General features: G+C 72.2%; 18 protein-coding genes. 7 read left to right on the top strand and 11 right to left on the bottom strand.

The features are described from left to right. Nucleotides 1-12 precede the first annotated feature (12 nt). From ABZX02_RS07715 to ABZX02_RS07700, 4 genes are read right to left on the bottom strand one after another with little or no spacing between them, the layout of a single operon-like run. On the bottom strand, nt 13-1,044 hold the full coding sequence (locus ABZX02_RS07715; protein ID WP_355295888.1) for a LacI family DNA-binding transcriptional regulator: 1,032 nt from the start codon (nt 1,042-1,044) through the stop codon (nt 13-15). Nucleotides 1,045-1,048: 4 nt separating this feature from the next. Continuing rightward, entirely contained in the window at nt 1,049-2,017 is a 969-nt protein-coding gene (locus tag ABZX02_RS07710) for a carbohydrate ABC transporter permease (protein ID WP_355295886.1), read from the bottom strand. Beyond that, nucleotides 2,014-2,940, bottom strand: a complete 927-nt coding sequence (locus ABZX02_RS07705; protein WP_355295885.1) for an ABC transporter permease subunit — start codon at nt 2,938-2,940, stop codon at nt 2,014-2,016. The genes ABZX02_RS07710 and ABZX02_RS07705 overlap by 4 nt, the downstream gene beginning before the upstream one ends. Continuing rightward, nucleotides 2,937-4,619: a hypothetical protein gene (locus tag ABZX02_RS07700; protein ID WP_355295883.1), complete on the bottom strand. Its 1,683-nt coding sequence runs from the start codon at nt 4,617-4,619 to the stop codon at nt 2,937-2,939. Before ABZX02_RS07700 ends, ABZX02_RS07705 begins: the two co-directional genes overlap by 4 nt. A 170-nt stretch (nt 4,620-4,789) precedes the next feature. Between ABZX02_RS07700 and ABZX02_RS07695 the strand changes: the two genes are divergently transcribed. Continuing rightward, nucleotides 4,790-7,567: a glycoside hydrolase family 3 C-terminal domain-containing protein gene (locus tag ABZX02_RS07695; RefSeq protein ID WP_355295881.1), complete on the top strand. Its 2,778-nt coding sequence runs from the start codon at nt 4,790-4,792 to the stop codon at nt 7,565-7,567. Here ABZX02_RS07695 and ABZX02_RS07690 read toward each other — a convergent pair. Further along, nucleotides 7,557-8,540 carry a LacI family DNA-binding transcriptional regulator gene (locus ABZX02_RS07690; RefSeq protein ID WP_355295880.1) on the bottom strand — a complete coding sequence of 328 codons (984 nt, stop codon included), beginning with the start codon at nt 8,538-8,540 and terminating at the stop codon, nt 7,557-7,559. The genes ABZX02_RS07695 and ABZX02_RS07690 overlap by 11 nt on opposite strands. 181 nt (nt 8,541-8,721) lie before the next feature. On the opposite strand from ABZX02_RS07690, the gene ABZX02_RS07685 reads away from it, so the two are divergent. Continuing rightward, nucleotides 8,722-9,729 carry a LacI family DNA-binding transcriptional regulator gene (locus ABZX02_RS07685; protein ID WP_355295878.1) on the top strand — a complete coding sequence of 336 codons (1,008 nt, stop codon included), beginning with the start codon at nt 8,722-8,724 and terminating at the stop codon, nt 9,727-9,729. Here the strand turns inward: ABZX02_RS07685 and ABZX02_RS07680 are convergent. Continuing rightward, nucleotides 9,717-10,538 (bottom strand): hypothetical protein, encoded by an 822-nt coding sequence (locus tag ABZX02_RS07680; protein WP_355295876.1) that lies wholly within the window; start codon nt 10,536-10,538, stop codon nt 9,717-9,719. The two genes, ABZX02_RS07685 and ABZX02_RS07680, sit on opposite strands and share 13 nt — an antisense overlap. A 26-nt stretch (nt 10,539-10,564) precedes the next feature. After that, nucleotides 10,565-11,971: a BNR repeat-containing protein gene (locus ABZX02_RS07675; RefSeq protein WP_355295874.1), complete on the bottom strand. Its 1,407-nt coding sequence runs from the start codon at nt 11,969-11,971 to the stop codon at nt 10,565-10,567. Nucleotides 11,972-12,181: 210 nt separating this feature from the next. On the opposite strand from ABZX02_RS07675, the gene ABZX02_RS07670 reads away from it, so the two are divergent. Continuing rightward, nucleotides 12,182-12,775, top strand: a complete 594-nt coding sequence (locus tag ABZX02_RS07670; RefSeq protein ID WP_355295873.1) for a DUF4232 domain-containing protein — start codon at nt 12,182-12,184, stop codon at nt 12,773-12,775. Between the two features lie 7 nt (nt 12,776-12,782). On the opposite strand, the gene ABZX02_RS07665 is transcribed toward ABZX02_RS07670, so the two are convergent. Beyond that, the gene (locus ABZX02_RS07665) at nt 12,783-13,349 is read right to left on the bottom strand and encodes a TetR/AcrR family transcriptional regulator (RefSeq protein ID WP_355295871.1); all 567 of its coding nucleotides are present in this window, start codon (nt 13,347-13,349) and stop codon (nt 12,783-12,785) included. 88 nt (nt 13,350-13,437) lie between these two features. On the opposite strand from ABZX02_RS07665, the gene ABZX02_RS07660 reads away from it, so the two are divergent. Further along, nucleotides 13,438-14,391, top strand: a complete 954-nt coding sequence (locus tag ABZX02_RS07660; protein WP_355295870.1) for a 2-dehydropantoate 2-reductase N-terminal domain-containing protein — start codon at nt 13,438-13,440, stop codon at nt 14,389-14,391. On the opposite strand, the gene ABZX02_RS07655 is transcribed toward ABZX02_RS07660, so the two are convergent. Beyond that, complete coding sequence (locus ABZX02_RS07655; protein WP_355295868.1) at nt 14,388-16,529, bottom strand: DEAD/DEAH box helicase; 2,142 nt, start codon at nt 16,527-16,529, stop codon at nt 14,388-14,390. The genes ABZX02_RS07660 and ABZX02_RS07655 overlap by 4 nt on opposite strands. Before the next feature lie 63 nt (nt 16,530-16,592). Here ABZX02_RS07655 and ABZX02_RS07650 point away from each other — a divergent pair, with 63 nt between their 5' ends. Next, nucleotides 16,593-16,904 (top strand): hypothetical protein, encoded by a 312-nt coding sequence (locus ABZX02_RS07650; RefSeq protein WP_355295866.1) that lies wholly within the window; start codon nt 16,593-16,595, stop codon nt 16,902-16,904. Between the two features lie 5 nt (nt 16,905-16,909). On the opposite strand, the gene ABZX02_RS07645 is transcribed toward ABZX02_RS07650, so the two are convergent. Further along, on the bottom strand, nt 16,910-17,566 hold the full coding sequence (locus tag ABZX02_RS07645; protein WP_355295864.1) for a hypothetical protein: 657 nt from the start codon (nt 17,564-17,566) through the stop codon (nt 16,910-16,912). Nucleotides 17,567-17,728: 162 nt separating this feature from the next. Then, a complete protein-coding gene (locus tag ABZX02_RS07640) occupies nt 17,729-17,866 on the bottom strand; it encodes a hypothetical protein (RefSeq protein ID WP_355295863.1) in 138 nt (45 codons plus the stop codon). Between the two features lie 251 nt (nt 17,867-18,117). On the opposite strand from ABZX02_RS07640, the gene ABZX02_RS07635 reads away from it, so the two are divergent. Next, a complete protein-coding gene (locus ABZX02_RS07635) occupies nt 18,118-19,251 on the top strand; it encodes a helix-turn-helix domain-containing protein (RefSeq protein ID WP_355295861.1) in 1,134 nt (377 codons plus the stop codon). 155 nt (nt 19,252-19,406) lie between these two features. Further along, nucleotides 19,407-19,760: a hypothetical protein gene (locus ABZX02_RS07630; RefSeq protein WP_355295859.1), complete on the top strand. Its 354-nt coding sequence runs from the start codon at nt 19,407-19,409 to the stop codon at nt 19,758-19,760. The last annotated feature ends 216 nt before the right edge of the window (nt 19,761-19,976 follow it).

Raw genomic sequence — 19,976 nt, 5'->3', positions numbered from 1 at the left:
GAGCTCCTCGCGTCAGGGGGTGCGGACGGGCGCGGGTCCCGTGCTCTCGCGCACGGTCAGGACGGGGGTGAGCAGGACCCGGTCGTCGGCGGGACGGCCGCCGTCGCGCACCGCGGCGAGCCTGCTCATGAGCTGCTCCACGGCGACGCGGCCCAGTTCGTGAGCCGAGCCGGTGACCGCGGTGAGTCTCGGGGCGAACTGCTCGGCGAGCTGGTCCTGGCACAGCGCCAGCACCGAGACGTCCTCGGGCACGGTCCGCCCGCTGGTGCGCAGCAGGCTGAGCAACGGCCCGATCGCGCCCTCGTTCTGCACGACGAACGCCGTGGTGCCGGGACGGTCGGCGAGCACGCGGGCGAGCGTCCCGGCCGTGCTCTCGTACGTACCCTCGCAGGTGCGGTGCACGAACCGCAGCCCGCGCCCGGCGGCCCGGTCGCGGAACCCGGCGAGCGTGCGCTCGGCGTAGCCCGCGTGCCGGTGGTAGACGCCGGACCCGTAGCCGACGAACGCGACCTCGCGGTGCCCGAGGTCCGCGAGGTGGTCCGCGCACAACGCCCCGGCGGCGGCGAAGTCGTGGTCCACGCAGGACAGTCCTCGCACGTCGTCCGCGAGCCCGATGAGCGACGCCTGGGTGTCGCGCTCGCGCAGCACCGGGATGCGCGCGTCGTCGAGCTCGACGTCCATCAGCAGCAGGCCGTCCGCCAGGCCGCTCGCGGCGATCCGGCGGACCCCGTCCGCGCCCTCGTCGTTGGTGATCAGCAGGACGTCGTAGCCGTGCCGGCGGGCCGTGGTGGTCACCGCGATGGCGATCTCCATCATGACCGGCACGTAGACGTCCGACCGCAACGGCACCATCAGCGCGATGACGTGCGACCGCCGGGCCGCGAGCGACCGCGCGCCCGCGTGCGGGTGGTAGCCGAGCTCGCGCACCGAGGTCTGCACCCGGCGCCGGGTCTCCTCCGAGATCGCGCGCTTGCCGCTCAGGACGTAGCTCACCGTGCTGGACGACACGCCCGCGTGCCGCGCGACGTCGGCGATGGTCACCACGCGCTCAGCCCTTGATCGCGCCGGTCAGCACGCCCGTGCGGAAGTGCTTCTGCACGAACGGGTACACGACGAGCAACGGCACGAGCGTCAGCACCACCACGGCCATCTGCAGCGACAGCGGCGCGGTCTGGGAGAACTGGTCGCCGAAGCCGCCGTTGAGCGAGCCCGGCATCCCGTTGCCCCGGTTGACGTAGGTGAAGAGCACGTACTGCAACGGCCACTTCTCGCTCTCCGTCGGCATGTAGAGCATCACGTTGAAGAAGGAGTTCCAGTAGCCGACGCCGTAGAACAGCGCCATCACCGCCGTCACCGCGCGCGAGGTCGGCAGCACGATCGACCACAGGATCCGCCAGTCCCCCGCGCCGTCGATCCGCGCGGCCTCGATCAGGTCCGCCGACGTGCTCGCGTAGAACGCCCGCAGGATCAGGATGTTGAACACCGACACCGCGCTCGGCAGGATCAGCGCCCACCACTGCCCGTACCCGCCGAGGCCCACGACGACGAGGAACGTCGGGATCAGGCCGCCGTTGACGAACATCGTGACGATCAGCAGCCCCAGCAGGAACCGGTGGCCGGGCGAGCGCGACCGCGACAGCCCGTAGGCACACATCACCGACACGGCCATCGACACCGCCGTGCCGACCGCGGTGATGCCGAAGCTCACCAGCAGTGCGCTGCGGACCGTCGAGTCCGACAGCATCACCCGGTACGCCTCGAACGTCAGCTCGTCCGGCCAGAGCACGAGCCCGCCCGCGCGGTTGACCGAGCCCCGCGTCGACAGGCTCGTCAGCACGACGATCCACAACGGCACCAGCATCGCGAGCAGCACGCCGCCGAGGGTGACGCCCTTGGCGGCCTCGCCGGCGGCGGTGGGCGGTTCCTCCCAGGCCGGGCGCCCGTTCCTCCTCTTCGGACGGACCGGTCGTGGCGGGGCGGTGTCCTCCGCACGGCGGCGGGTCGCGGTCAGCGTCATCGGCGGTACAACCCGTCCTGTCCGAAGGCGTGCGCCATCCTGTTGGCTCCCCAGATCAGCAGCAGCGAGATCACGCTCTTGAACAGTCCCGCCGCCGCGCCGTAGCTGTAGTCGCCGGTCGCGATGCCGAAGTAGAACGAGAACGTGTCGAGCACGTCCGCCGTGTCGTGGCCGACCGCGTACCGCTGGATCAGGAACTGCTCGAACCCGACGGTCAGCGCGTTCCCCAGGCGCAGCACCAGCATCAGCACGATGACGCCGCGCAGACCGGGCAGCGTGATGTGCCAGAGCCGGCGCCACCGCCCGGCGCCGTCGGCCGCCGCGGCCTCGTAGAGGTCGGTGTTGATGGTGGCGAGCGCGGCGAGGAACACGATGATCCCCCAGCCCGCCTCCTTCCAGATCACCTGCGCGGTCACCAGCAGCGCGAAGGTGTCCGGGTTCGTCATGACGTCCCACGTGCCCAGGTCGTGCGAGCGCAGGAACTGGTTGAGCGCGCCCGCGCCGCCGAGCATCTGCTGGAAGATCGTGATCGCGAGCACCCACGAGAAGAAGTGCGGCAGGTACACGACGGACTGGATGAAGTTGCGGATCCGCTGCGACAGCACGGAGTTGAGCAGCAGGGCCAGCGCGATCGGGATCGGGAAGAACAGCACCAGCTGGACGAAGCTGAGGTAGAGCGTGTTGCGCAGCGCGCCCCAGAACAGCGGGTCGCCGAAGAGCCGTTCGAACTGGTACAGGCCCGCCCACGGGCTCTGCCACACCCCGGCCAGCGGGTCGTACTCCTGGAACGCCGTGACGAGACCGAACAGCGGCACGTAGTTGAACACCAGCAGCAGCACGACGGCGGGCAGCGTCATCAGCAGCAGCGACCGGTCCCGCCGCAGCCGTGCCCGAAAGGAGAGCCCCGGGCGGACGGTGGTCACTGCCCGGTGCCGAACTTCTGCAGCACGTTGTCGTTCATCCACGCGATGAGCCGGTCACCGCCGCCGCTGGTCTTCCAGGAGGCGACGACCTCCTTCACCTCGGCGACCGACTTCTTGCCGTGGTAGCAGTCCTTCACCGTGTCGTAGACGGACTGCGCGGCCTCGGCGGTGGCCTGGGCCTGCGGCATGCTGATGTTCATGCTCCAGAAGACCGGCTTGGCGAGGGCCTTGGCGTTGGCGGCCTGCCAGGCGGCGACGTCGCGCGTGACGGACTGCGCGGTCTGGTTGCTGATCACGTTGGCGGGCGCGGCGAGGAACGGGTAGGTCTGCGCCTGCACCTCCTTGCGGCCCGCGTCGGTGGGCGTCGGCACGCCGCCCGCCATGGTGAAGTGCGTGCCCTCGGTGCCGAAGTTGACCATCGTGTACTCGGCGGAGCCGAACGGCGCGGCCAGGTAGTTGGCGACGGCCAGCAGCTCCTCGATCTGCTCGGGCTTCAGGTTCGCGTTGAGGTAGCTGACCATCGTCGTCGCCGGACCCATGTCGACGCGCGGCGCGCCCTTGCCGTCGGCGGCGAAGAAGTCGAACGCGCCCCGGCGGTAGGCCGGGTTCGCGGCCTTGCCCGACTGGTCGTCGGCGAGGTTCCACGCGCCCGTGCCGCCTCCGGTGATCACGACCTTGCCGCCGTAGAACCGGGTGGAGCCGCCGGCGTTGTCCCCGGCCAGCGCGTCCGGGTGGACGTACCCGGCGGCGGCGAGCTTGCGGTGCCACTCGAGTCCGTCGAGGAACTCCTGCGTCTCGTACAGGTGGACGAGCTTGCCGTTGTCCACCTTCCACTTCAGCGGCGCGCCGAACGCCGTGTAGAAGTAGGTGTAGATGTCGTCGAACGCCCAGACGCCCGCTTTGGCGTCGGTGAGCTCCTTGCCGAGGTTCATCAGGTCGTCGGCGGACTTCACCTCGCCGGCACTGATCCCCTTGGCGTCCAGCAGGTCCCGGCGGTGGAACAGCGCGCCCGCGATCTGGAAGCCGGACGCGAACGACGGGATGCCATACAGCTTGTCGCCCCAGGCACCCGCGCGCCACGCCGCGGTCGGGATGGCCGCGAGGTTCGGGTACTTCTTGACGTTGTCGCCGGACAGGAACGGGGTCAGGTCCGCGAGCTGGGTGCCGGCGAGGCCGCCGGTGTTGAAGTTGGGGTTCCACCAGGCGGGCAGCTGGATCCAGTCCGGCAGCCTCTTCGCGGCGGTCATCGTCGGGACGATGGTGTTGTAGTTGTTGCCGTCCGCGGGCCGCATCTCGAGCTCGACGCCCAGCGCCTTGTTCATCGCCTGGTAGAACCCGTTGCCCGCCGGGGGGATCGTCCCCCACAGCGGTGTGACCGACGAATACCGGCCGCCTCTGCCCGGTGTGCCGGAGACGGTGGCGACGCGGTTCGCGGGGTAGCTGAGGAAACCGGGGTCCGTCAGGACGTCCGGACCGCCCGCCACCGACGGGATGTCCGGCCTGAACGACGAGTGCGGCACGTGGGCCGGCAGGACGGCCCGCAGCGCCTCCCCGGAGTTGACCCCCGCGCGCTGCGCGCCACCACCCCCGCAGGCCGACAGCAGCGGGCCCACCGCGGCGAGACCGGCGGCCGCGACGGCGGCGTTGAGGAAGTTCCTGCGGTTCAGCTCGATGTTCATGGCGGACCCGATCCTTCGTCGTCGAAGTGTCGAAGCGCTTAAACAGATGACGGCGAGGCTAGTGACGCAGGTCGCGTGAAACAAGGCCATTGACAGCAGAATCCCCTGCATGCCAACGTCGAAACGCTTCGCCAACCACGTGACTGCGTTAGCTAAGGGGTTGCCCCGTGGTGTCCGAGCCCGTGCCCGGCCCGCTGCCGTTCCGCGACCGGGCGCTCTCCCGGCGCGAGCGCGTCGACGACCTGCTCCACCGGCTGACACCCGAGGAGCGGATCGCGATGCTGCACCAGTACTCGCCGGCCGTGCCCCGGCTCGGCCTCGGCGCGTTCCGCACCGGCACGGAGGCGCTGCACGGCGTCGCCTGGCTCGGCACCGCCACCGTCTTCCCGCAGGCAGTCGGACTGGGCGCGACCTGGGACCCCGAGCTCGTGCGGCGCGTCGCCGAGGCCACGTCCGTCGAGCTGCGCGCGTTCCACCACCACCGCACCCCCGCGTCCGGCACGGGACCGCACAGCCTGCAGGCGTGGGCACCGGTGCTGAACCTGCTGCGCGACCCGCGCTGGGGCCGCAACGAGGAGGGCTACTCCGAGGACCCGGTGCTCACCGCCCGGCTCGGCACCGCGTTCTGCCGGGGGCTCGCGGGCGAGCACCCCCGGTTCCTGCGCACGGCCCCGGTGCTCAAGCACTTCCTGGCCTACAACAACGAGGACGACCGCTGCGTCACGTCGTCCGGCGTGCGCCCGCGGGTGCTGCACGAGTACGACCTGGCCGCGTTCCGGCCCGTGATCGCCTCGGGCTTCGCGACCGGCGTGATGGCCGCCTACAACCTCGTCAACGGCCGCCCGTGCCACGTCAGCCCGCTGCTCGGCGTGCTGCGCGGCTGGAGCGGGCGCGAGCTGTTCGTCGTGAGCGACGCCGAGGCGCCGTCCAACCTGGTCGACCCGGAGCACTACTTCGACGACCACGCCGAAGCGCACGCGGCCGCGCTGCGGGCGGGCATCGACAGCTTCACCGACCACGGCGAGGACAGCGCGACGCCCGTGGGCCGGTTGCGGAAAGCGCTCGAGCGCGGCCTGATCGACCAGGCCGACGTCGACCGCGCGGTGCGGCGGCAGCTCGAGCTCCGGTTCCGCCTGGGCGAGTTCGACCCGGAGCACGACCCGTACGCCGGCACCGGCCCGGACGTCGTCGACTGCCCGGCGCACCGCGCGCTGGCCCTGCGCGCCGCCACCGAGTCGGTCGTCCTGCTGCGCAACACCGGCCTGCTGCCGCTCACCGCCCCGCGGATCGCGGTGATCGGGCCGCTGGCGGACGTGGTGTTCGAGGACTGGTACAGCGGCACGCTCCCCTACCGGATGACCGTCGCGAGTGGACTCGAAGCGGTGCACGACGGGCCGGTGGTCGTGGCGGAGGGCGCGGACCGGGTGGCGCTGCGCTCGCGCACGAGCGGCGAACTGCTGGGCAAGACCGCGTTCGACGTCGTCGACTGGGGCGACGGCGTGCTGACGCTGCGGTCCGCGGAGACCGGCCGCTACCTGGGGCTCACGGACTCGACGCCGGTCGCGGACCGCGACGAGATCAAGAGCTGGGAGGTCCGCGAGACGTTCCGGCTGGTGCCCGCGGAGGACTCGGTGCTGTTGCAGAACGTGCACACCGGGCTCTACGCGGTCGTGGACCCGCTCGACGGACGCGTGACGGTCACCGCTGCGAGCCGGGACGACGCCGAGTGGTGGGAGAAGGAGGTCCTGCACGACGGCACGACACGGGCGATCGAGGCGGCGATGTCCGCGAACGTCGCCGTGGTCGTGCTCGGCAACCACCCGCTGATCCACGGCCGCGAGACCGAGGACCGCGTCGGCATCGCGTTGCCCGCCGCGCAGGAAGCGTTGCTGCGCAGGGTCCGCGAGGTCCGCGAGGACACCGTGCTGGTCGTGATGAGCAGCTACCCGTACGCCCTCGACTGGGCCGACGAGAACGTCCCCGCGATCCTGTGGACGTCGCACGGCGGGCAGGAGGTCGGCCGCGCCGTGGCCGCCGTGCTGCTCGGCCACGCCGAACCGGCGGGACGGCTGCCGCAGACGTGGTACCGGGGAGGCGACCCGCTGCCGGACCCGCTCGACTACGACGTGATCAAGGCGGGCTGGACCTACCAGTACCACCGGGCGGCACCGCTCTACCCGTTCGGCTTCGGCCTGTCCTACACCGAGTTCGCCTGGCGCGACCTGTTCCTGTCGTCCGGCACGATCACGCCGAACGCGGCGGTCGACGTCTCGGTGGCGCTCGACAACACCGGGCGGCGGACCGGCGCCGAGGTCGTCCAGCTCTACGTCCGCGCGCTCGACGCCCGCTACGAAGCGCCCCGGCTGCGACTCGCGGACTTCCGGAAGGTCTCGCTCGACCCCGGCGAGAGCCGCGTGCTCACGTTCCGCCTGGGCGCGGGCGACCTCGCGCACTGGGACGTGGGCACCGGGGCGTTCGTCGTCGATCCCGGGCGCTACGAGGTGCTCGTCGGCCGGTCCGCCGAGGACGTCCTGCTCACCGCCCCGCTGACGGTGGTCGGCCCGCCGCCGCACCCCCGTGCCGGGCTCGGACCGCTGGCCGCGACCGACTTCGACGACCACGACGGCGTCACGATCGTCGACGCCACCCGTGCCAGTGGGGACGCCGTCACCGCCACCGATCCCGCCACGCCCGCGACGGTGTGGTTCCGCGCCGTCGACCTCTGCGGCGCGGTGGCGGTCGAGCTGGAGGTGGCGGGGACGGCCGGACGCGTGCGGCTCCGGGCCGGCGGGGAGCTGCTCGCCGACCTGTCCTTCGCCGGGACCGGTGACCGGTACTCGTGGGTGCGCGAGTCCGTGCCGCTCGTGTCGCGAGTGGACGGTGTGCACGACGTGGAAGTGGTGCTGCACGGCGGTGTCCGGCTCGCCGCGGTGCGCTTCAGCGCCTGAAGGACGACCGCGGCGACAGCTTCGGCGGCAGCAGCGTCAGCGCGGGCGGCTGCCGCCCGTCCAGCTTGGCCATCACCAGCTCGACCGCGCGCCGCGCGAGCACGTCGACCGGCAGCTGGATCGACGTGAGCCGCAACCGCCCGGCGAGCTCGTCCGGGCAGATCGCCATCACGGTGACGTCGTCGGGCACCCTGCGGCCCTCGGCGCGCAGGCACTCGACCACCCGCCCGAGCACCGCCTCGTTCTGCACGACCAGGGCCGACACCTCCGGCAGCTCGGCCAGCAACGCGCCGACGCCGGCGTCCGCCGCCCCACCGCCGGCCTCGGTGGGCAGCGCGGTGGAGGTGAGACCCCGGCGCACGGCCGCGGCGCGGAACCCCGCGAGGGTCCGGCGGGCGAACCCGGTGTTGCGCGCGTAGACGACGCTCGGCGCGCCGAGGAAGCCGATGGTGTGGTGGCCGAGGTCGGCGAGGTGGTCGACGCAGCGCGCGCCGGCCGCCTCGAAGTCGAGGTCGATGCAGGTCAGCCCGGTCACCGCGGCCGGGTGGCCGATCAGGACGGCGGGTCGCCCCATCTCGCGCAGCACCGGGACCCGTTCGTCGTCGAGCTCCACGTCCATCACGAGGAAGGCGTCGGCCCGGCCGCCGTTCGCGAGCCCGCGCAGCCCGGCCGCGCCGCCGTCGGCGGTCACGAGCCGCACGTCCATGCCGTGCTCGCGGGCGGCGGTGACCACGGCGGTGACGAACCGCATGACCACCGGCAGGTGCACGCCCTCGCGCAGGGGCAGCACCAGCGCCAGCACGTTCGTCCGGCTGTGCGCGGACGTGACGCACGGGCGGTAGCCGAGGAGCTCCATGCTCTGCCGGACGCGGACGCGGGTGCCGGCGGAGACCGCGCGCTTGCCCGTCAGCACGTACGACACGGTGCTGGGAGCGACCCCCGCGTGCTTCGCCACGTCCAGGATGGTGACCACGCGACCCCTCCGGCCCGGCGGCGAATCGAAACGCTTCGATTGGTCATCCGAATCTGACACAGCGGAAACACGCACGTCAAGGACGCGCCGCGCGTTCGACGCGTTCGACCGCGACCCGCCGCGCCGCGTTCGACGGGCACCCGGCACTACGATGATCGCCACCAGCGACCGGAGGACGGGCATGATCACTATCAAGGAGGTCGCCCGTCACGCCGGCGTGTCGATGAGCACCGTCTCCTACGTCCTGAGCGGCAAGCGCACGATCTCCGAGGAGACCCGGCGCCGCGTGGAGCGGAGCATCGCCGCCCTCGGGTACCACCCGAACGCCGGCGCGCGGGCGCTCGCGTCGAGCCGGTCGCAGGTGCTCGGGCTGATCGTGCCGCTGCACACCGACCAGAACGTGCCGGTCGTGATGCAGTTCGTCTCGTCCATCGTGGGCGCGGCCCGCGACCGGGACTACGACGTGCTGCTGCTGACCGACGAGGCCGGTCCGGGCGAGGCGCACCGGGTCGTCGCGAGATCGATGGCGGACGCGATCGTCGTGATGGACGTGGAGAGCGCCGACCCGCGCCTCGCCGGACTGCGCGACCTCGACGCGCCCGTCGTCCTGCTCGGGCTGCCCGACGACCACGAGGGCCTGAGCTGCGTCGACCTCGACTTCACCGCGGCGGGCAGGCGGATGGCGGGCCACCTCGCCGACCTGGGGCACCGGTCCGTCGCGCTGATCGGCTCCCCGCCGGCCGTGTACGAGCGCGGCACCAGCTACGCGGAGCGGCTGCTGGCCGGCTTCCGGGCCGAGACCGCGCGACGGGGGACCTCGGCCACCACCCACGCGTGCGCGCCCGGCTACGACGCGGTCTCCGCCTGCCTGGACGCCGTGCTGGAGGCCGGTGACGTCACCGGCCTCGTCGTGCACAACGAGGCCGTGCTCGGCCCGCTGCTGCTGGAGCTGCGGCGGCGCGGGCTCGACGTGCCGTCCGACCTGTCGGTGATCGCGCTGTGCCCGGACGACGTGGCGGCGGCGCTGCCGTTCCCGCTCACCTCGATCTCCGTGCCCGCGCGGGAGCTGGGCGCGATCGCGGTCGAGATGGTGCTGGCCCGCATCGCCGGGGATCTCCCGCCGGAGGTGCGCCTGCTCCAGCCGCGGCTCACCGACCGGGCCAGCACCGCCCCGCCTCAGAAGCCGTAGCGGCTCTTGAGGTGGCGCCACCAGTCGCGGAACATCCACTTGTCGAACTCGGTGATCACGCTGGCGCTGCCCGCCTTCATCAGGAAGCCGCCGACCCCGCTGGGCGTCCAGTCGTAGAAGTCGTCGAGGCCGAACGTGTGCCCGATCTCGTGCAGCAGGATGTGCACGTCGGACGAGTTCAGGTTGCCCATGAAGTACTCGCTGCCGATCCGCTGGCCCCAGTCGCCGCCCGCGCCGCCGCCCATGCCCGCCGTCAGCCAGAGCGACTGGTCGTAGTGCCGGGCCACACCACCGGGGCAGCGCGGGTAGGTGCCGTTGCGGTTGAAGAACCTCCCGCAGCCCTCGGAGCACTGCGGCGCGTTCTCGCGGATGTCGCCGACGTAGATGTCGACGGAGTTGTCCGTCCACTGGAGCTGGTTGCGGTCGCGCACCGCCCAGCCGACCACCTTGATCGGCACGGACGCGTACGGGAAGCCGTTGTGCCCCGCCATCACGCCCATCCACTTCCCGTACTGGCGCGCGAGTTGGGCGTGCACCGCGTCGCGCTGCTGCGCGGTCACCGGCTGCGGCGAGTCCCAGCGCACGCAGAAGTTCAGGTAGCCGCCGTTCGCGAACACCTGGTCCCAGCCGTAGTTGCGGAACCCGTACAGGTCGCCGTACGTGCTCTCCACGTGTTGCCACACCTGGTTGAGCGGGGTCACGAGGTTCGCGGGCGGGTTCCACGTGTCCGCTCTCGCCGGAGCCGCCGCGCCCGCCGCCATCACCGCCGCGAAGACGGTGCTCACGAATCCTTTCCAGAACCGGGTCATGCCGGCCTCCTCTGAGCTGCTGGACGTCAGGTCGTGCCGAGGCGGAAGTCGGCGACGCGGATCGGCGAGGGCGTGGTGCCGCTCGAGGTCTGCTGGTACTGCACCGAAAGAACCCCGTCGGCGGCGACGCGGGAGGTGTCCACGTTGACCTCCCCGAAGGCGCGCAGCGACGGGCGGTCGAACACCGTGGTCCAGTCGGTCCAGCCGGACGCCCTGCTCGCGGTCACGATCTTCCCGCGCGGCATGACGAGGTAGACGTTGTCGGCGCGGTCGAGCACGATCTTCGTGCGCTGCGTGTGGCCCGGCGGCACCGGAACCTCCACTTTGGACCAGCTGCCGTCCGCCTTCCGGAAGACGTGGAACGTGCGGCCGTACTGGGCTCGTTGCTGGGCGTAGTTCGAGACGCACTGGGTGAACCGGCCGGGCACGTAGCTGATCACCACGTGCGGGCGGCCGCCCGAGTCCACCGCCTGGCTCTCCTGGTTCATCAGGCCGTGGTTCGGGTCGAGCGGGTCGACCACCAGTCCGGGCGAGGTGACGGAGACTGGCGTGCCCCCGGTCGTGCCGACGACGGTTCCCGCGCCGTTGCGCCAGGTGCGGCCGCGGTCGTCGCTGTGGACGTAGCCGGTGTCGTGGTTGGTGAGGCCGCCCGCGTGGCACAGCACTCCGGGGTTGCCCTCGCGCCAGGTGAACGCGGCGTGCAACCGTCCACTTCGGTCGTACGTCAGGCCGTGCAGGTACAGGTTGCGGGTGGTGGAGACGACACCGTTCGGTCCGGTGTAGGACCCGGTCGCGGACGTCCACGCCCCCAGCCGGCGCCACGTGCCGCCGGAGTACTCGGCCAGTTCGGTGACGCCGTTGCCGGAACCTCCGGTGCGGTAGCTGAACTGCAGCCTGCCCTCCGGTGTCACCACGAACCGCGGGTAGGTCATCGCGCCCAGCTCGACGCCGCCGAGCGTCCGCCGCACGTCACCGAACGACGCGGCCGTCCACGGCTCGGCGCCGATCGCGAGGCCGGGCTTGGAACGCAGGTAGAACAGGCGTGTGTTGTGCGTGTCCAGCGCGACGTGGATCGTGTTGTCCTGCAGGGAGATCCCGAGCGAGATCACGTTGTGCGAGTCGTCTGCGGTGAGCCGGTGCGGCAGGACCACCGCTTCCCAGCGCGTACCGCCGGTGGCCCGCCGGGCGATCACCGCGTTGCGGCTCGCGGTGTACCAGGTGGCGTACTGGCGGCCCTGGTAGGTCAGGACCGCGTCCTGCTGGAACGAGTTGTTGTTCACCACGCCGTCGTAGGAGACGAAGTAGAGCGCCGACGCGTCGAGCAGCGTGTCCGCGACGAGGGTCACGCCGGGGGCCGCGTGCGCGGGGGCCGGTGCGAGCAGGCCCGACACGACCGCGATCGCGCTCAGGAGGTGGAGCAGGGTCCTGACCATGCCTTCGGAGCGTGCTGTCGAACAAAGGCGAACGCAAGGAGCGAACGCCTTCGACAGCGCCCAATCGAGATGCTTCACGCCCGTTTTCGATCGCTTTGGAGCAAATGACGGGCGGCATTCTGTGACGAGGTTCAAAGGGGGTGTGCGGTGATCGACCGCCGGGCATGCCTGCGACGAGAGAGCCACTGCCGACGTGCAAAGGAGTCCAGTGTGCGCACCTTCTCACTGATCGCCGCGGTCTCGGCCGCCGCCCTGCTCGGCGGATGTGCCGGCCAGAGCGGCAGTCCCGCACCGTCCCCCACGACCTCGCCCGCTCCGAGCGCGGCCGACCCCGGTTCCGCCGCGGCGCAACCGACCCAGCAGGCCGCGGCCGGCGGGCCGAGCGCGTGCAGGTCGGCCGATCTCGGTCTCGCGCTCACCGCGGACGAGGGCGGCGGGGGCATGAACAAGATGCAGTACAAGCTCGCGTTCACGAACAAGGGCGCTGCTCCCTGCACGCTGCAGGGATTTCCCGGGGTGTCCTTCGTGACCGGTGACAACGGCACGCAGGTCGGTGCCCCGGCGACCAGGAAGGACGAAGCCGCGCCGGCCGCCGTGACGCTGCAACCGGGTGTGGGCGCGGTCAGCGACGTGACGATCACCAACGTCGGCGTCTACGACCCGGCCGAGTGCGGGCCGGCGGACGTGCGGGGTCTGCGGATCTACCCGCCCGGCGAGACCGCCGCGATGTTCCTCCCCACCGAGCAGAAGGCGTGCTCGGCCGCGGACAAGTCCACCGCGTCCGTGGGTCCGGTCCACTCCTGACCCGAGCTCAGCGCACGGCCAGTCCGGCGATCAGAAGGGTGATCAGGCCGTCGGCCTCGGCTCGCCAGTTCGGGCGGTCGTGCGCCGCGCCGATCCCGTGCAGCGCCATCATGACGGCGCCACCGTCCACATCTCGACGGATGGCGCCGTCCTCCGTCGCGGTGTCCACCATCTCCAGGACGGCGCGCTCCAGTTCCTGACTGCCCTCGGCCAGCGTGCTCGCGCGCGTGGCCATCAGCGCGGCGAGCGTCTGGGCGAGACCGCGGTGGACGTCGAGGTAGTCGACCATGTCGCGCAGGAACGAGGCCAGCGCCTCCGCGGCGGGCAGCGTGTCCCGCAGTTCCCGGGCGCGGGCCAGCAGGGCGACGACCTCGCCGTGGAACACCGCCTCGGCCAACGCCTCGCGCGTCGGGAAGTGGCGGTACAGCGTCCCGACGCCCACGCCGGCCAGGCCCGCGAAGTCGTCGAACCGCAGGTCGGAGAACGTGCCCTCGGCGAACCTCTCGCGGGCGCAGGCCACGATCGCCTCCCGCTTGCGCCGGGCGTCCGCCCGCAGCGGCTTGGCCGCGTCCATCCAGCACCTCCGTTGACAAGTGGAGATTGTCTCCATATCGTCGAAGTGGAGACAATCTCCGGTTGAACCCTACCCCACGAGGTGCGGCGTGAAGATCCTCCTGTTCGGGCGCGGCGTGATCGCGACCCTGTACGGCTGGGCCCTGGAGCAGGCCGGGCACGAGGTCGAGTTCTACGTCCGGCCCGGCCGTGCGGCGGCGTACGGGGACGTGGTGGAGCTCGACGTGGTCGACGCGCGGCGGCGGGTGTGGGGGCGGCGGGTCGAGCAGCGGTGGCCGGTGCGCCTGCGCGAGGACCTGCCCGCCGACCACGACTTCGACCTGGTCCTGGTGAGCGTGTCGCACCACCGCGTCGCGGAGGCCGCGGCCTTCCTGGCGCCGCGGCTCGGCGACGCGACGGTGCTGGTGTTCGGCAACGTCTGGGCCGATCCGGCCGCGGCGGTGGCACCACTGCCCCTCGACCGGGTCGCGTGGGGGTTCCCGCAGGCCGGCGGCGGCTTCGGCGCGAACGGCGTGCTCCGGGGCGTGATCATGCCGTCGGCCGTCTTCGGGACGCTGGAACGGCCTCCGACCGAACGGGAACGGGCGGTGCGCGAGCTGTTCCGCCGGGCCGGGCTGCGGGTGCGCGAGCGGTCGGACTTCCGCGCCTGGCTGTGGATCCACGTCGTGTCCGACGCCGGGCTGTACTCGCAGGCGCTTCCGGCGGGCTCCATCGCCGCGTTGATCGGGAGGGCGCCCGCGCTGCGGGAGGCCCTGCTGGCCGGGCGGGAGTTGTTGCCACTGCTCGAAGCGCGCGGGCTGGACCTGCGGCGGCACCGCGGTTCCACGCGGCACCTGCGCCTGCCCGCCCGGCCGGTGGCCTCCGTGATGACCTGGCTGATCGCCCACTTCGCCCCGGCGAGGGCGTCCTTCGCGGCGCACGACGATCCGGGCGCCACCGAGCCCCGGGAGCTCTGCCGCGACGTCCTCGCCGAGGCGCGGCGGCTCGGTGTGCCCGCGCCGCGGCTGGAGGCGGCGGAACCCCACTTCGCCGCTGTGCTCTAGAGACCGAGGCGCTGCTGTTCGGCCAGCACGACCCGCTGTTCCACCGACACCGCGGAGTCCAGCGCGCTCGCGTGCGAGTGCTTCGTGTCGCTCTCCCGCGCGTAGTGGTCGAACAGCAGGGTCTTGTGGTCGCGGATCTCCCGCACCCGCGCGTCCACGCTGTCCTTGACCAGCAACCGGTGCACGTGGACCTTGCGGACCTGCCCCATCCGGTGGCAGCGGGCGATCGCCTGGTCCTCGGTGCTCGGCTTCCACTGCGGCTCGGCGATGATCACCACGGACGCGGCCTGGATGTTGAGCCCCACCCCGCCCGCCTCGATCTGGGCCACCAGCACCGCGTGCCCCTCGCGGGCCGTGAACTCGTCGACCAGTTGCTGACGGCCCTGCGCCGAGGTCGCGCCGGTCAGCGGGCCGAAGACGTCGACGTGCTGCGCCACCGCGTCCAGCACGTCGTGGAAGTACGAGAACACCACGACCTTCCAGCCGTTGTCCCGCGACTCCTCGACGATCTCCAGCAACCGCTCCAGCTTCGCCGAGCCGCGCGGTGTGCCGGGCGTGTAGGCGGCGCGGCGCATCGCCATCAGGTTCCCCTGACGCACCGCGTCGAGGTAGGCGCCCCGGTCCTGCCGGCCGAACTCGACCCAGTCCTCGACCTCCAGCAGTTCCGGCAGCTCCCCCAGCACGTCCTCCTGGTTGCGCCGCAGGTACACCGGCGCGACGACGCGGCGGAAGGCCTTGGCCCCCACCACGGCGTCGATCGAGCCGGTGCGGGCCGCGACGCCGGGCTGGAGGTAGGCGACGAGGTTGCGGAACTCCTCGACGCGGTTCTCCATCGGCGTGCCGGTGAGCAGCACCGCCCGTTCCGCGCGTTGTACGACCGCGTCGACCGCTCGAGACCGTTGCGTGTCGGGGTTCTTGACGTAGTGCGCCTCGTCGACCACGACCATCGTCGGCCGGAACTTCTTCGGCAGCACCAGTTTCGGCAACGTGCCGAACGTCGTGACGCCGACACCGCCCTGCGCCAGCCACTTCCCGAGCGCGGCGTCACGCCCCGCGCCGTGCACCCGGTGCGGCACCAGGTCGCTGTGCCGGCCGATCTCGGTGACCCAGTTGACGACGACGCTCGCCGGGCACACCACCAGGAACCCGCGCCGTCCCCCGGCGGCGAGGCTCGCCATCGCCGCGATGGCCTCGATCGTCTTGCCCAGTCCCATCTCGTCGCCGATGATCACGCGCTTGCGGGCCAGCGCGAACTTCGCCCCGAACACCTGGTACCCGCGCAGCGACACCTTCAGCAGGCTGGTGTCGAGCGGGGTCGCGTCGACCTCGTGCTCGATCTCGGTGGGGACGAAGCCCTTGGCGGCACTGCGATCCGGCGTCGGACCTTCACCGGCGAGATCGGCGAGCAAAGTGTTGTACGCGGCCGCGTCGAGCTCGTAGTCACGCCACAGCGAGCGGTGGTCCAGGTCCGGCACGCGCAGCTGAGCCCCGACCGCGCGCAACGCCGCCACGTCACGACTGGCCAGCAACGTCTCGAGCCGGCCGAGCGAGTCGAGGGCGGCCTGCCGCTTCTTGCGCGACGAGAAGAACATCCGCAGCCGGCTCCACGCGCGGGACGCGGCCCGCACGTCGGCGTCGACCCTGCCCAGCACGTCCCCGAGCGCCCCGCTCAGCGGGCCGACGAGCTGGTTCGCCCGGCGCAGCTTGGACAGCAGCTGCAGCAGCTCGGTCTGGGCACCGCCGGCCCGGTCGGGGTTCAGCCGGACGGTCGTGTCGCGCGTGACGCCCTCGACGACGGCGCGGACGACCCGTGCGATCTGCTCGGCGGACTGCCTGCCGACCCCGGCCACCCCGTCGAGCTGCTCCGGGCGTGCGCGGGCGACGTCGGCGACGGTCCGGTACCCGGCGTCCTTGAGCGTGCTGAGCCGCAGGTTCGGTTGCGTGTCCCGGAGTTTCTCCACCGGCATGGCCTGGAGCTTCTCGGCCACCAGCGCGTCGCGGACGGCCTCGTACCGCGCGGCGGCGAGCGCCAGCAGCCGGTCCGGTTCCGCGCGCACCCCGGCGACCTCCGCGCGGAACGCCTCCGCGGCGGCCAGCACCGCACGAGCCTGCCTACCGACCTTCGACGCGTCGCCCACCCGGTGTCCTCCCCCTCAGGCGGTCAGAGGGTACCGACCGGAGATCGGTGCCAAACTGGCGCGATGGCCGAGCCGGAGCACACGCCCGACGGGCACTTCGTCGTGATCGACGGGCGACGCTGGCGCGCCACCGACCCGGAGATCCCCTCCGAGCCCGCGGCACGGCTGCGCCGCCTGCTGATGGCGGCACGCCGGGACGTCGGCGCCGCCCGTCGTGCCGACGACGCCGACGCCGAGCGCGATGCCCGCTCCCGGGTCCACCTCGCCAAGGTCGCCCTCGGCGAGCGCGGCACCCCGTGGTGGGAGCAGACACCGGCCGAGCGGCGCCGGCGGTGGCACGACGGTCTGGACGCGCTGGAGCGGCGCGACGCCTGACCGGGTCAGCAGGTGACGGTGACCTTCGCGTTCGCCGCGAACGACACGTGCACGTGGTCCATGTGGTTGGCCGTGGGGCTGCCCCGGTCCTCCATCACCGACCAGCCGCTGCCGTCGTTGTAGCGCTGGCGCCAGATCACGTAGGTGACCCCGAACGCCTTTCGGTTGGCCAGCACGTACTCGGCCAGCGGGTTGCCGGTGGCGGTGTCGACCATGAAGTCGAGCGCCAGGCCGGTCGGGTGGTCGCCCGAGCCGCCGCGGCCGGCCGCGCCGCCGATGTCCTCGACGCCGAACTTGCCGGCGATGTGGTGGCCCACCTGCGCGACGTGCGGCTTGACGCCGTCCAGCGCGGTCGGGCACGGCGGCGGAGGGGGAGGCGGGGGTGGCGTGGTGGTCTGGGGCGTCGTCGTGGTCACCGGGGGCGCGGTGGTGGTCGTCGGGAGAGGAGAGGACGACGGTGCGCTCGTGGAGGCGGTGACGGACTCCTGGCTGACCGAGGTCGTGGGCGCGGCCAGGTTCGCGGCGGCGCCGGTGGGGTCGACCTGCTGGTCGGTGGCGCGGACCACCCAGAACGTCGCGACCAGGCCCACCGTGAGGGTGGAGGCGACCGCGATGGGCAGCTTCTTGCTGGGTTTCTCTTGCGTTCTATGTCGGCCCGGCATTCGGGAACACCTTGCGTCGGGGACAGGGGCATGCTCACACGGCGGGCCATATTACGAAATGAGCACGAGGACGTCACAGGCGGGTGTTCATGGTCACATCTCTGCTGGTGAGCGCTCTGCTACCCACCGTGACAACCCGCCGTCGTCCGAGGTCAGCAGCCTTCACTCCCACGGGTTGCTGCCGGAGACGGTGACGGGCGTCGCGTCGCTCACGGCGTGGGCGGTGGTGGCGGCGAGGGTGGTCAGGGCCGCGACGGCGAAGGCGACGGCGACGATCTTGGCGATGGCGGTGCGGATCATTTGGGGGCTCCTCGTTTTCGTTTGTTCCGGCGACGAGACAAACGTTATGAGGCCCGCTAATCCCGGCACTATCGCGCGGTTTATCCCGGCGCTATCACGATGGCGATAGCACGTTAGAACATGCCCTGAACTGCAGATATGCGGGATAGCGGCGCTGTTTTGCGGCGGGATATACGCGGGGATGGCCGCGTGATAGCGGGGGTGCTGACGATTGGTGGGACAAAATCGCCGCGTGAAAAGAGGATGCCGAGATGGCCACTCCGCCCGCCTTGGACCCCGGACTCCCGCCCTTCGCCCAGCTGCTGCGCCGGCACCGCAGCCGCGTCGGCCTGACGCAGCGGGAGCTCGCCGACCTGTCGACGGTGAGCGTGCGGGCCATCCGGGACCTGGAACAGGGGCGGGCGCTGCGGCCGCGGCCGGACACCGTGCGGCTGATCGCCGAGGGGTTGCGCCTGGGCAGCCGTGCGCGACACGACCTGGAGGTGGCAGCGGACCCGGACCGGCGCGCCGAGGTCGACTCGGCGGCCGCCGTACCGCCCACCGCCCTGACCGCGCAGGTGGGTCGTGACCTCGAGACCGGCTCGCTGGCCGCGGAACTGACCGGCGGGTGCCGTCTCGCGACCGTCGTGGGCCTGCCCGGCGTGGGCAAGACGCGGTTCGCGGCGGCCGTGGCCGGCGTGGTGCACGCCCGGATGCCCGTGCTGTGGGCCGGCCCGGACAGCACACCGTTGCGCGACCCGAGGCTCGCCGGCCTGGTGACGGCGTGGTCCGACGCCGTGCGGACGGGCGGGAGGGCCAGCGACGACCTCGCCGAGGTGATCGGCGCCCGTGCCGCGCTGGTCGTGCTCGACGGTGTGGATGGACCGCTCTGCGCGGACGCCGTGCTGCGCCTGCTGGCCGACTGCCCCGGCGTGCGGGTGCTGATCACCGCGCCCGCGCCGTGCGGCCTCGCCGGCGAACGGGTCTTCCTGCTCTCGGGCCTGGACCCCGCGGACGCGGCCCGCCTCCTGCTCGCCGACCACCCCGGCGAGGCGGACCCGGCCGAGGTGGACGGCCTGTGCCGCGCCCTCGACGGCGTGCCCGCCGCACTGGCCGCCGTCGGCTCGTGGCTGTCGGTCTACCCGCTGCCCGACCTGGTCGCGACCGACCCGGCCTGCCTGCTCGACGACACCCTGCTGCGCGCTTTGGCCGGTGCGGCCGCGCCGTACCGGCGGGTCTTGGAGAACCTGCCGTTGCGTTTCGGGCCGTCGGCTGAGACCGGGCGCCTGCTGCGTGATCTTCTGCAGCGGGGGCTGGTGCGGCCGGTGGAGACGGAGACCGGGCGCAGCTTCACGGTGTCCCCGCTGATCCGCTCGGTGCTGGCGGCCGCGCCGCCGACGCCGTGAGCCGGGGGGCCTGCTGGACCGGTCGGGGTCGGCTGGGGAGGCGTCGGGGTGTTCGGCGGGATGTCGTCTCGCCTCCTGGCTGCCGCTGCGACTGCCTAGGACGCGGTGCTCCGCGTGGTGGACTGGTCCGACGACGAGCCCTGGGAGCGTGACCGATGGCCGAGATGTCCGACACCGGTCCGATAGGCGCCGCCACGGCCTCCCCCGTGCACGCCTTCTTCGTCCCCGCCGGCCCGGAGGTCCTCAGCGTGTGGCCGCCGACCCCGCATGCGCGGCGGGCGGCGGCGTGGGCCCTGCGCACGCTCGGGTACGACCACCTGGGTGGTCTGGTCTGTCTGATCGCGTCCTCTCCTGATGCCCATGCTGAGTGTTTGGCCACCGCGTTGGCCGTGGTGGACGCGGCGGCTGGTGGGCATCGGGTGGCGGGGGCGTTGCCGGATCTGGCCGTTCGGCTGTTGGACGACCCTGTGCACCTGTGTGGGCTGCGGGCTGCGGCTGGGTTGGCCTGACGGCGCGGGCGGGTCGGCTTGCGTGGGCCGGTGCCTGTTCCAGCGGGGTGGGCGGCTGCCGTGCGTCCCATCGCCCTGCGAGGGTGGTCGCCTTTGGCCGTGCGACCTGTCGCCTTGCGTCGTGGTCACCTTGCGTCTGTACCGAGCCGGTGCCGGACATCGCCGCTTCGCGACGATCGCGATTGGGGCTTGACTTCGGGGCCCTTGCGAGGCCTT

The sequence above is a fragment of the Lentzea sp. NPDC003310 genome (assembly GCF_040610935.1).
GTDB lineage: Bacteria > Actinomycetota > Actinomycetes > Mycobacteriales > Pseudonocardiaceae > Lentzea.
This window is presented reverse-complemented; position numbering and strand designations above follow the sequence as displayed.

Coding starts and splice junctions, on each gene's coding strand:
- ABZX02_RS07650 (WP_355295866.1), top strand. CDS start 16,593: ATGGCCGAGCCGGAGCACACGCCCGACGGGCACTTCGTCGTGATCGAC.
- ABZX02_RS07675 (WP_355295874.1), bottom strand. CDS start 11,971: ATGGTCAGGACCCTGCTCCACCTCCTGAGCGCGATCGCGGTCGTGTCG.
- ABZX02_RS07700 (WP_355295883.1), bottom strand. CDS start 4,619: ATGAACATCGAGCTGAACCGCAGGAACTTCCTCAACGCCGCCGTCGCG.
- ABZX02_RS07645 (WP_355295864.1), bottom strand. CDS start 17,566: ATGCCGGGCCGACATAGAACGCAAGAGAAACCCAGCAAGAAGCTGCCC.
- ABZX02_RS07640 (WP_355295863.1), bottom strand. CDS start 17,866: ATGATCCGCACCGCCATCGCCAAGATCGTCGCCGTCGCCTTCGCCGTC.
- ABZX02_RS07680 (WP_355295876.1), bottom strand. CDS start 10,538: ATGACCCGGTTCTGGAAAGGATTCGTGAGCACCGTCTTCGCGGCGGTG.
- ABZX02_RS07710 (WP_355295886.1), bottom strand. CDS start 2,017: ATGACGCTGACCGCGACCCGCCGCCGTGCGGAGGACACCGCCCCGCCA.
- ABZX02_RS07685 (WP_355295878.1), top strand. CDS start 8,722: ATGATCACTATCAAGGAGGTCGCCCGTCACGCCGGCGTGTCGATGAGC.
- ABZX02_RS07635 (WP_355295861.1), top strand. CDS start 18,118: ATGGCCACTCCGCCCGCCTTGGACCCCGGACTCCCGCCCTTCGCCCAG.
- ABZX02_RS07630 (WP_355295859.1), top strand. CDS start 19,407: ATGGCCGAGATGTCCGACACCGGTCCGATAGGCGCCGCCACGGCCTCC.
- ABZX02_RS07665 (WP_355295871.1), bottom strand. CDS start 13,349: ATGGACGCGGCCAAGCCGCTGCGGGCGGACGCCCGGCGCAAGCGGGAG.